Origin of the sequence: Streptomyces anandii JCM 4720 (genome assembly GCF_014650655.1) — a bacterium.
Taxonomy (GTDB): Bacteria; Actinomycetota; Actinomycetes; order Streptomycetales; family Streptomycetaceae; genus Streptomyces; species Streptomyces anandii.
The window spans coordinates 33,039-43,964 of the sequence record NZ_BMVJ01000037.1; the positions used below are offsets into that span (position 1 = coordinate 33,039).

11 protein-coding genes are annotated in these 10,926 nt (G+C 72.8%); 6 read left to right on the plus strand and 5 right to left on the minus strand.

Features of this window, described 5'->3' with window-relative positions:
• Window positions 1-158 precede the first annotated feature (158 nt).
• Complete coding sequence (gene rpmG / locus IE249_RS34220; RefSeq protein WP_189711195.1) at window positions 159-323, plus strand: 50S ribosomal protein L33; 165 nt, start codon at window positions 159-161, stop codon at window positions 321-323.
• 43 nt (window positions 324-366) lie between these two features.
• Here rpmG and IE249_RS34225 read toward each other — a convergent pair whose 3' ends face one another.
• The 3 genes from IE249_RS34225 to IE249_RS34235 form a co-directional block, all read right to left on the minus strand.
• A complete protein-coding gene (locus IE249_RS34225) occupies window positions 367-2,835 on the minus strand; it encodes a SpoIIE family protein phosphatase (protein ID WP_308434436.1) in 2,469 nt (822 codons plus the stop codon).
• A 143-nt stretch (window positions 2,836-2,978) separates the two neighbouring features.
• Window positions 2,979-3,455 (minus strand): GNAT family N-acetyltransferase, encoded by a 477-nt coding sequence (locus IE249_RS34230; RefSeq protein ID WP_189711197.1) that lies wholly within the window; start codon window positions 3,453-3,455, stop codon window positions 2,979-2,981.
• A gap of 119 nt (window positions 3,456-3,574) precedes the next feature.
• A complete protein-coding gene (locus IE249_RS34235; RefSeq protein ID WP_189711199.1) occupies window positions 3,575-5,020 on the minus strand; it encodes a glyceraldehyde-3-phosphate dehydrogenase in 1,446 nt (481 codons plus the stop codon).
• A 339-nt stretch (window positions 5,021-5,359) separates the two neighbouring features.
• On the opposite strand from IE249_RS34235, the gene IE249_RS34240 reads away from it, so the two are divergent.
• A complete protein-coding gene (locus IE249_RS34240) occupies window positions 5,360-6,439 on the plus strand; it encodes a PucR family transcriptional regulator (RefSeq protein WP_189711201.1) in 1,080 nt (359 codons plus the stop codon).
• A 30-nt stretch (window positions 6,440-6,469) separates the two neighbouring features.
• Here the strand turns inward: IE249_RS34240 and IE249_RS34245 are convergent, their stop codons facing one another.
• Window positions 6,470-6,715 carry a hypothetical protein gene (locus IE249_RS34245; protein ID WP_189711203.1) on the minus strand — a complete coding sequence of 82 codons (246 nt, stop codon included), beginning with the start codon at window positions 6,713-6,715 and terminating at the stop codon, window positions 6,470-6,472.
• 75 nt (window positions 6,716-6,790) lie between these two features.
• On the opposite strand from IE249_RS34245, the gene IE249_RS34250 reads away from it, so the two are divergent.
• Window positions 6,791-7,672, plus strand: coding sequence for a SigB/SigF/SigG family RNA polymerase sigma factor (locus IE249_RS34250; RefSeq protein WP_229859933.1), 882 nt, complete (start codon window positions 6,791-6,793; stop codon window positions 7,670-7,672).
• A gap of 159 nt (window positions 7,673-7,831) precedes the next feature.
• On the opposite strand, the gene IE249_RS34255 is transcribed toward IE249_RS34250, so the two are convergent.
• Window positions 7,832-8,248 (minus strand): phage holin family protein, encoded by a 417-nt coding sequence (locus IE249_RS34255; protein WP_189711204.1) that lies wholly within the window; start codon window positions 8,246-8,248, stop codon window positions 7,832-7,834.
• A 195-nt stretch (window positions 8,249-8,443) separates the two neighbouring features.
• Here IE249_RS34255 and IE249_RS34260 point away from each other — a divergent pair, with 195 nt between their 5' ends.
• From IE249_RS34260 to IE249_RS34270, 3 genes are all read left to right on the plus strand, one after another.
• Window positions 8,444-9,007, plus strand: a complete 564-nt coding sequence (locus IE249_RS34260) for a hemerythrin domain-containing protein (RefSeq protein WP_189711206.1) — start codon at window positions 8,444-8,446, stop codon at window positions 9,005-9,007.
• Between the two features lie 189 nt (window positions 9,008-9,196).
• Entirely contained in the window at window positions 9,197-9,742 is a 546-nt protein-coding gene (locus tag IE249_RS34265; protein ID WP_189711208.1) for a hemerythrin domain-containing protein, read from the plus strand.
• Window positions 9,739-10,827, plus strand: a complete 1,089-nt coding sequence (locus IE249_RS34270; RefSeq protein ID WP_189711211.1) for an NADH-quinone oxidoreductase subunit B family protein — start codon at window positions 9,739-9,741, stop codon at window positions 10,825-10,827. Before IE249_RS34265 ends, IE249_RS34270 begins: the two co-directional genes overlap by 4 nt.
• Window positions 10,828-10,926 lie beyond the last annotated feature (99 nt).

Here is a 10,926-nt window from a genome sequence, read left to right on the forward strand (position 1 = left end):
TGCGGTTCCGGGACCGGCGACCGCTGTGCGCGATGTGTGACGCCCGGGGAGGCCCGGCCGGCCACCCCGGCGGGAATGCCGCCGCCGGCCCCGCTGTTGACGCGCATGGCTGACATGCCCGGGTCACCCCCGGGTCCGGCCGGAAGGAGAAGCAATCCATGGCACGAAGCACCGTGCGTCCCGTCGTCAGGCTCAGGTCGACCGCCGGGACCGGCGTCACCTACGTGACGCGCAAGAACCGTCTCAACGACCCCGACCGGCTCGTGCTGCGCAAGTACGACCCGGTGGCGGGCAGGCACGTCGACTTCCGCGAGGACCGCTGAACGTGAGGCGGCCGGGCCGCCGGGCCTGTCCGCCTTACAGGCTCTAAGCGCGGCCCGGCAGCTGCTGCTCCGCCCAGATCGTCTTGCCCGAACTCGTGTAACGGGTGCCCCAGCGCTGCGCGACCTGGGCGACCAGGAACAGGCCGCGGCCGCCCTCGTCCGTGCCGAGTGCCCGCCTCAGGCGCGGGGAGGTGTTGCTGGCGTCCGACACCTCGCAGATCAGGGCCGTTTCGAGGATGAGACGCAGATGGATCGGCCCGCAGGCGTGCCGGATGGCGTTGGTGAGCAGTTCGCTGACGATCAGCTCGGTGGTGAACGCGGCCTCCTCGAGGCCCCAGCGCGACAGCTGCTCGTTCACGTCGTCGCGGGCCACGTGCACCGCCGCGGGGTCGGCCGGCACCTCCCACGAGGCCACGCGGTCCGAGCTCAGCACATGGGTGCGGGCGATGAGGAAGGCCACGTCGTCGCGCGGGCGGTCCGGCAGCAGCGTGCGGACCATGATGTCGCAGATCTCCTCCAGCGGCCGGTCGGGGTGGGCCAGGGTGAAGCACAGGCGCTCCATCCCGACGTCGACGTCCCGGTCGGAGGCCTCGATCAGCCCGTCGGTGTAGAGCGCGATGACGCTGCCCTCCTCGACCGCGATCTCGGCCGACTCGAACGGCAGACCGCCCAGCCCGAGTGGCGGACCGGCGGGGACGTCCGGGAACTCCACGGGCTCCGTCAGATGCGCGATCGCGGGGCTGGGATGCCCGGCGCGGGCCACCATGATCTTCCGCGCGATCGGGTCGTACACGGCGTACACACAGGTCGCGCCCACCACCACGGGCCCTTCGGCCGACGCCTCCGCCTCGTCCGACAGCCGTACGACCAGATCGTCCACGTGCGCCAGCAGCTCGTCCGGGGGCAGGTCGAGGTCGGCCAGCGTCTGCACGGCCGCGCGCACCCGGCCCATGCTGGCCGCCGCGTGCAGACCGTGCCCGACCACGTCGCCCACCACCAGGGCGACCCGCGCACCGGACAGCGGGATCACGTCGAACCAGTCCCCGCCCACTCCCGCCTCGGCGTCCGCCGGCAGATAGCGGTGGGCGACCTCGACGGCGCTGTGCTCGGGCAGCTTCGGCGGCAGCAGGCTCGTCTGCAGGGTGAGCGCCGCCTGGTGCTCACGGGCGAACCGCCGGGCGTTGTCCACGCACACCGCGGCCCGCGCCACCAGCTCCTCGACCAGCAGCAGATCGTCGTCGTCGAAGGGGTCGGGGTTCTTCCAGCGCAGCAGCGTCACCACGCCCATGGTGATTCCGCGCGCCCGCAGGGGCACGACCAGGTGCGTGTGCACACCGAGCTTGATCATCTTCTGCCAGCGCTTCGGGTCGTCCGTGAGCCAGGGCGTCGACGGCCCCACGGGCTCGCCGTGCGGCCTGCCGGTGGCCAGACAGCGCCGTTGCGGGGACCGGGCGGGATAGTGGGTGGGCTCGCCGACCCCGACGATCACCTCGGGCTGGTCCTCCTGGATCGACAGGTGCGCCGCCCGGCGCAGGGTGGCCCCGCCGTGCGGCGCTCCGGCCGGCCGGGCCTTCATCACCTGCACGGCGTCGAGCAGGTCGATGGCGACGAAGTCGGCGACCTGCGGGACCAGCACCTCCGCCAGCTCCTGGACCGTACGGTCCAGGTCCAGCGTGGTGCCGATGTGCTCACTGGCGGCGTTCAGCAGGGCGAGCCGCTCGCGCGCCGGGTCCTGGCCGGTCACGTCGAGGACGGCGTAACAGATCCCCAGCGTCCGCCCCACCCCGTCCCGCAGCGGGAAGAAGGAACGCAGCCTGGAGTGCCCGTGGCTGCGGCGGCCGGGCGTGCCGTGCCGCGGCGGCACGTGCTCCAGGGTGACCTGGGACTGCCCGGAGATCAGCACCTGCCGCGCGTGCCGGCTCACCACGGAGGCGGTCCGCCGCACCTCGGCGCCGGCCGCGTCCCCGTCGGCGCCGTCCTCGGCCGGTGGCACGGTGGTCGCGGGGAACCCTTCGAGCGCGGTCAGCTCGCTGTTGACCCAGCGGCAGCGCAGCTGCGTGTCCAGCACCGCGATCCCTATGGGCGACTCCCGCAGCAGGCCCCGGGCCACACCGTCGTACACCTCGCGGCGTCGCCGGGCCGCCACGTCACAGGCGACGACCAGCCAGTCGAGGCCGCCGTCCGCGCCGAACAGCGGGCACACCCGGACCGCGAGCCGGACCGTGTGGCCCGCGCGGTGCCGTACGGAGACCACCCCGTCCCAGCCCCGGTCGATGCGCCGCAGCCGGGAGGCGAGGGCCGCCGGGTCGCGCCCCGCCCACAGCGACCCCACGGGCCGGCCCAGCACATCGTCGGCCGGGTGGCCGAGCAGGTTCTGCGCCCCCCTGCTCCAGTGAACGACCAGCCCCCCGGCGTCGATGATCGCTACGGCCGTCGTCGTGATGTCGAACGGATCCCCGGGATCCGACCTGCTCGCCGCACCGCTGACGCCCATGCCATCACCCTCATCCACGGGCAGGATCCCCACGGGCTCCCACGGGCTCCCACGGGCTCCCACGGGATCATTTTCCCATCGGGCGCCCTGTACCGCGCCCGGACACCGCCGCTGTGTCGAGGGTGGCGCGGACCGGGCGGCGGCACAACCTCACCAGCGTGTCACGCCCGCGAAGCCAGGCCTTCGAGCGCCTCGTCGGTGAGCCGGAACACCGTCCACTCGTCCTGCGGGCGGGCACCCAGCGACTCGTAGAAGCCGATGGCCGGGCGGTTCCAGTCGAGGACCGACCACTCCAGCCGCTCGTAGCCGCGGGCGACGCAGATCCGGGCCAGTTCGGTCAGCAGTGCCCGGCCGTGACCGCCGCCGCGGGCCTCGGGGCGTACGTACAGATCCTCAAGGTGGATGCCGTGCACCCCCCGCCAGGTGGAGAAGCTGAGGAACCACAGGGCGAAGCCCACGACCTCCCCCCGCTCGTCCTCGGCGACGTGCGCGAAGACGGCCGGGCGGGCCCCGAACAGCGCCTCGGTGAGCTGCTCCCGCGTGGCCCGCGCCTCGTCGGGCGCCTTCTCGTAGGCGGCGAGGTCGCGGATCAGCGCATGGAGGACGGGGACGTCGGCGGGGGTCGCGGTGCGGATCATGCGCGCAGTGTCACACGGGGCGCGGCCGGCGACCGAGGCGGGTCCCGGGTACGCGAGCGGCGGCCGGCTCCCGTGGGGGAGCCGGCCGCCGTCGGCCCGGAAGGTACGGTCGGTCGGGATCAGACCGCCGGCGCCGGGTACGTCGGGTACTCCACCCCGGAGACGTACTGGACGACGCGGATGACCTGGCAGGAGTAGCCGAACTCGTTGTCGTACCAGAGGTAGAGGATCGCGTTGTCGCCCTCGGCCTTGGTGGCGCCGGCGTCGACGATCGAGGCGTGGCGCGAGCCGATGAAGTCGCTGGAGACCGCGTCGGGCGCGCTGATGAAGTCGATCTGGCGCTTGAGCGGCGAGGTCAGCGAGACGTTGCGCAGGTAGTCCAGGACCTCCTCACGGGTGGTCTCGCGGGCGAGCTGGAGGTTGAGGATCGCGATCGAGACGTCCGGCACCGGCACGCGGATCGAGCTGCCGGTGATGCGTGCCTTCAGGTCGGGCAGCGCCTTGGCGACGGCGGAGGCGGCGCCGGTCTCGGTGATGACCATGTTGAGCGGTGCGGAGCGGCCACGGCGCTCGGACTTGTGGTAGTTGTCCAGCAGGTTCTGGTCGTTGGTGAACGAGTGGACGGTCTCCACGTGGCCGCGCAGCACGCCGTACTCGTCGTCCATCGCCTTCAGCGGCGGGACGATCGCGTTGGTGGTGCAGGAGGCGCAGGACAGGATCTGCTCGTCCGGCTTGATCGTGTCGTGGTTGACGCCGTGCACGATGTTGGGCACGTCGCCCTTGCCGGGCGCGGTCAGCACGACCTTGGCGATGCCCGGCCGCAGGTGCCCGGAGAGCCCCTCGCGGTCGCGCCACTTGCCGGTGTTGTCGATGAGGATGGCGTCCTTGATGCCGTACGCCGTGTAGTCCACCGAGCTCGGGTCGTCGGCGTAGATCACCTTGATCTCGTTGCCGTTGGCGAGGATCGTGCTGTTCTCCTCGTCCACGGTGATCGTGCCCTGGAACTGGCCGTGGATGGAGTCGCGGCGCAGCAGCGAGGCCCGCTTGACGATGTCCTGGTCACCGCCGCCGCGCACGACGATCGCGCGCAGCCGCAGGCCGTTGCCGGAGCCGGCCTTCTCGATGAGCAGACGCGCGACCAGCCGGCCGATGCGGCCGAAGCCGTACAGGACGACGTCGCGTCCCTCACCCCGCTCGATCTTGTCGGCGCCGGTGGCGCCCGCGACGGCCTCGGCGGTGAACTCCGCGACCGACAGGCCCCGGTCGTCGCTCCGGTACGTCGCGGCCAGCATGCCGATGTCGATCTGCGACGGGCCGAGGTCGAGGGCGGTGAGCGCCTGGAGGAACGGCAGCGTGTCGGTGACCGAGAGCTCCTCACCGGCGATCTGGCGGGCGAACCGGTGGGTCTTGAGGATGCTCACCACCGACTTGTTCACCAGGGAGCGGCTGTGCAGCAGGACGGTGACGTCCCGTTCCCGGTGCAGCTTCCCGATCATCGGGATCATCGACTCCGCGATCTCCTCGCGGTTCTTCCAGTTGGTGAACGAGTCGTCGTTGACAGTCACAGATCTATCTTTCGAGCTAGGAGGCGCTCATATGCTAACCCCACAGGGATGTCGATCATCCAAGGGGTGCCGTCCGGGGCTCGGCGGGGGAGTGGGCGCGGGGCCTGGCGAGGGCCCGGCGGGGGTGCGGGGGAGGCGGGGGACCCGGTGCCGGAACTTCCGTAGCACGGCACCGGGTGTTTCCCCCGTTCCTGCCGGGACCCATCGTGGCAGCGGGCGGGGCGTTCGTGCACTGCCGGATTCCGGCAACGTCCGCGCACCCTTCCTGCCGGACCCGCTCACCCGCCGGGGTTTGTCACCGGCGCGCGCCGTGCGTTAAGAAAACGCCAACGACGCGTCATGAGCGGGGGAGAGTCAGTGACACGGCCAGAGGTGCCCGACGACTATCTGACGGGGTACGCCCGGATCCTGGCCGACGTCTGCGGGACCGGCCGCCGGCTGACCCGCGAGGAACTGGAGGCGCTGCGCGCCCAGGGGGAGCGGGCCGCGGAGGCCGGCCACGGGCTGCGCACCCTCGTGCGCCGCCACCTGGCGGAGACCCGCGCCTCCTCGCCCGCCCTGGCGGCCGCCGGCCTCGACCGCGTCCTGGCGGTGGTCGAGCAGGCCGTGGACGCCTTCGCGGAGGGCCACGAACGGGCCCAGCGGCTCGCGATGCGCCAGGAGGAGGCGGGCCGCCGCGAGTTCGTCGACGACCTGCTCTACGGGCGCAGCGACCTCGGCCGGCTCGCCGAGCGGGCCGAACGCTACGGGCTGCTCTTCTCCGGCTCCCACGCGGTGGCGGTCGCCGAGGGCGGCCGGCCGGTCGACGACACGCACCCGGCCACCCGGCAGGTGGAGACCGCGCTGGTCACCCGCTTCGGGGAGCGCCGCGTACTCGTCGCCACGAAGGAGGGGCGGCTGGTCTGCGTCGCCCCCGGCGACCAGGACGAGGTCCTGTCCTTCTTCGCCAAGCAGGCGTACGCGGCCACCGGTGGCGGCCGGGTCGCCATCGGCCGCCCGCACCCGGGTGCCGGGGGAGTGGTCCACTCCTACGAGGAGGCGCTCAACGCCCTCGACCTCGCCGAGCGCCTCGATCTTCCCGAGCCCGTGCTGCGGGCCGTGGACCTGCTGGTCTATCCCGTGCTGACCCGGGACCGGCAGGCCATGGCCGACCTGGTCCGCGACACGCTGGGTCCGCTGCGCACCGCGCGCGGCGGCGCGCAGCCGCTCCTCGACACGCTGACCGTGTACTTCGACGCCGGCTGCACGGCGGCGGAGGCGGCCCGCCGGCTCAGTCTGAGCGTGCGCGCCTTCACCTACCGGCTGGAGCGCATCCACAAGCTGACCGGTGCCGATCCGGCCGACCCCGTGCACCGCTACACGCTGCAGACGGCGGTGATCGGCGCCCGCCTCCTCGGCTGGCCGGAGCGGGACGTGTGACGCCCGCCGGGCGTCCCGGGCGGGAGTCGGTCAGTCCGTGCAGGAGCGCCCCGAGCTGACCAGTCCGGAGCGCAGGATCCGGATGGTCCTGCCCCGGCACACCCGGCAGGTGTTGGCCGTCAGCGGCGAGGGCACCTTGACGCACCGCACGTAGTAGTCGGTACGGGCACGGCCCTGGGCGTCCCGGGAGTGGCGGATCTCGTACGTGCCCTCCCAGGCGTGGCCACAGCGCAGGCAGACGAACGAGTAGGACTCCTGTGCGGATGGAACCGTCATGCCTCCATTGAACATTGCACTGTGCAATGGTCGCAACCGTTGCATGGGGCAAAGGACTGTGGGCACTCGCCGGCCGTGAACGCACGCATGGTCGACACCCAGCACCCCGGCACCTCGGCACGACCGCCCGGCCCGGACGGCGAACGGAGGCCGGACGGCGAACGGAGGCCGGACGTCGAACGGAGGCCGGACGGCGAACGGAGGCCGGACGGCCTGTCGGACGAGGAGGAACTCGTGCACCGGATGGCCGCGTGCCACCCCGGGCCCCGGCGGGACCGGCTGCGCGAGGCGGCCATCGTCGCCTTCCTGCCCATGGCCCGCCGCATCGCCCGCCGGTACGGCTCGCCCGTCGACAGCAGGGAGGACCTCTACCAGGCCGCCTGCGTCGGTCTCGTGAAGGCGGTCGACCGCTTCGACCCGCGCCTCGGGCACGCCTTCCTGTCCTACGCCGTGCCGACCATCGACGGGGAGGTGAAACGCCATCTGCGCGACCACACCTGGGAGCTCCACGTGCCGCGCCGCCTGCAGGACCGCCACCGGCGGGTCCGGCTCGCCCAGGAGGAGCTAAGCCGCCGCGGCGACGGCCGGGGCGGCACGGTGAGGGACATCCAGCGGCTCACCGGCATCAGCGAGGAGGAGATCCGCCAGGCGCTGGCCGCCGACCGCGCCCGCAACCCGCTCTCGATCGACGAGCAGTACGGCGCCGAACGCCGTGTCTCGCTGGCCGAGACCCTCGGCGGGGAGGACCCCGCGCTCGACCGCGCGACCGACCTCATCGCCCTGCGCCCGGTGATCCGGGCCCTGCCCGAGAGGGAACGCCGGATCCTCCAGCTGTACTTCTTCGGCTCCATGACCCAGCGGGAGATCGCCGACGTGATCGGCGTCTCCCAGATGCACGTCTCCCGCCTCCTCACCCGGACCTGCACCCACATCCGCCGGAGCCTCCTGGCGGGCTGACCCGCCGGGAGGCCGGGCGCGCCCGGTGGCGCGGCTCGGGTGCCCGGGGTCCCGTCCGGGGCGCTCATGTGCCACGAGTGCCGTCCGGATGCGCATGCGCCGGGGATGCCGTCGGAAGCCGTCCGCATGCTCATCAGCCAGTGGTGTCGTCCGGGGCGCTCAGGCGCCCGGGGTGTCGCCGGGGGTGGTCGTGCCGAGTTCGTCCGCCTGCTTGTCGAGCGCCTCGGCGGCCGCCTCGGTGGCGGCGCTCACGCGGTCGCGGGCCGCCAGGGCGAGCACGGCGGCTCCGGTGCCGTAGACGCAGGTGAGGACGGCGGCCGCACGGCCGCGGGGCATCACCGTCTCCAGCGCGCGCAGCGCGGTCTCGTGCGCCGCCCACAGGGCCAGCAGCCCGCACACGCCCGCCCCGCCGAGCAGCGCCCCGCCCGCCCCGAACTCGCGCAGCCCGGCCACCAGATCACCCTGCATCGCCCTGACCTCGCGGCGCGCCAGCTCCGCCGCGTCCTGGCCCAGACGGGCCGCGGCGTCGCCCACCCGGCCCGCACCCGATGACGTGCCGTCGCCCGGTGTACGCATCGTCTCCTCCTGACCTCGGGTTGTTCCGGGTGCCACCGGCGGGGAGCGGGAAACACGCGTGTGCCACGGCCGGGCCGGGGTACTTCGTCCGCTCGGACCCTCCGGGGAGCCGCCGCGCGACCGACCGCGCCGCCGCCGATCCCCCAGGACGGCCGGCGGCTCCCCGGGCACTCCCGGTGAGACGGAGGCAGAACCATGGCTCTCGCGCTGATGAAACAGGACGCGGTCGACATCCTGACCCGCCAGCACACCCAGATCCGGCGCGGCTTCTACCGTGCCGCGCTGCCCGGACCCGGCCGGCGCCGGGCCTTCGAACGGCTCATGCGGCTGCTCGCGGTGCACGAGGCCGCCGAAGAGGCGCACGTCCATCCGGTGGCCCGCCGCGTCCTCGCCTCCGGAGGGGCCCTCGCGGCCCGCCGCCGGCAGGAGGAGAAGGAGGCGAAGAAGCTCCTCGTCGCCCTGCTGCACACCGGACCCGACGGCAAGGGATATCTGCGCCGCCTGGGCGAGGCCCGCCGTGCCGTGCTCGCCCACGCGGCCCGCGAGGAGCGCGAGGAGTTCGCGGCGCTGCGCCGGGCGGTCAGCGGCCGCCGGCTGCGGATCCTGGGCGCCGAGGTCCGCCTGACCCAGGCCTACGCACCGACCCGCCCCCACCGTTGGGTCAACAACGAGGCGGCCAACAAACTGGCGGCGCCCCTGCTCGGCCCGTTCGACCGGGCCCGCGACCTCCTGCAGCGTCACGCCGTGCACCGCACCTGATCCCACCGCCCCCGCGCACCCGCTTCACTCCACCGGCCCCCCACAGCGGGCGGCCGGCGGTGCGCGGGGCCAGCCTGATGCACGGACGGGCAGCCGTGCCCGCAGGTGCGCTGCCCGTGCCCGGCCGCGGAACCCCGGCCGCGGAACCGAAGCGGCCGCAGGTCGCCGCCTCCCCCGAGGAAAGGTGCGATGGACGCGATCGAGTTGTTGAAACACGACCACCGCATGGTGGAGCAGCTGTTCCGCGACTATCACGCCGCGGCCTCCGACACCCAGCGGCGCGGGGTGGTCGAGCTGGTGATCCGCGAGCTGTCCAAGCACGCGGCGCTCGAGGAGATGATGGTCTACCCCATGGCCAGGAAGGTGCTGCCGGACGGCGCGGAGCAGATCGACGAGCACCTCGCGGAGCACATGGCGGTCAAGAAGCTGCTGCTGGCCCTGGACAAACTCCCCTCCGGCGACGAGCGCGAGGCCGAGCTCATGGCCCAGCTCAGGCGCGAGGTCGAGGAGCACATCCGCGAGGAAGAGGGCGAGATGATGCCCCAGCTGCGCGACCACGTCTCCGAACAGGACCTCGACGAACTGGGCCGGTTGCTGGACCAGGCCAAGCAGGGCGCTCCCACCCGCCCGCACCCCGGCGCCCCCGACCACCCCCCGGCGCTCACCGCGCTCGGCCCGGTGGCCGCCGCCTACGACCGATTCCGCGACCGTCTCCAGGGGAGGCCGAGGACATGACCACCGAAAGCGGCACCACTCAGGTCGGCGAGCAGCCCGCGAGGGCCCAGGAGCGTGACGGCTTCGACGAGATCAGCATCCTGTGGATCTCGGAGGGCATGAGCTGCGACGGCGACACCGTGTCGATGACGGCCTCCGGGCAGCCGGCGATCGAGGACGTCGTACTGGGACTCGTCCCCGGGCTGCCGAAGGTGAACCTCTACAACAAGGTGCTCTCACCGAGCCTCGGCGGCGAGGACTTCCTCGCGCCGTTCCGCGCGGCCGCCCGCGGCGACCTCACCCCGTTCATCCTCGTCATCGAGGGCTCGATCCCCAACCAGAACATCATCGAGGGCGACGGCTACTGGACCTCCTTCGGCAACGACCTGGAGACCGGCGAACCCCTCACCCTCAACTGGTGGATCGACCAGCTCGCTCCCAGGGCGTGGGCGGTGGTCGCGGCCGGCACCTGCGCCACGTACGGCGGCATCCACGCGATGGCCGGCAACCCCACCGGCTCCATGGGCCTCGCGGACTACCTGGGCTGGGACTTCAGGTCCGCGGGCGCGCTGCCGGTGGTCAACGTGCCGGGCTGCCCGATCCAGCCCGAGAACTTCATGGAGACCCTCACCTGGGTGCTCTACCACGCGGCCGGTTCGGCGCCGCCCCCGCCGCTGGACGAGATGCTGCGCCCGCAGTGGCTGTTCGGCAAGACGGTCCACGAGGGCTGCGACCGGGGCTCGTACTACGAGCAGGCGAGCTTCGCCCGGGACTACAACTCGCCCAAGTGCCTGGTGAAGACGGGCTGCTGGGGTCCGGTCGTCAACTGCAACGTGCCCAAGCGGGGCTGGATGGCCGGCATCGGCGGCTGCCCCAACGTCGGCGGCATCTGCATCGGCTGCACCATGCCCGGCTTCCCCGACGCCTTCATGCCCTTCATGGACGAACCCACCGGCGGCAGCCTGTCGTCCGTGCTCATCAAACCCTACGGGGCCTTCATCCGCCGGATGCGTGGCATCACCAGCATGGCGCTGAACAAGGAACCGCGGTGGCGGCACAACGAGTCCGCGCTGACCAGCGGCTACGACCCGCACTGGCGCCCCTGAGAAAGACGAGGTGCACACGGACATGACGGCTACGGAGTCCCGTTCGGCGGGGCGCAGGCCCGCGCAGCTGGTGGACATGTCCTGGGATCCGATCACCCG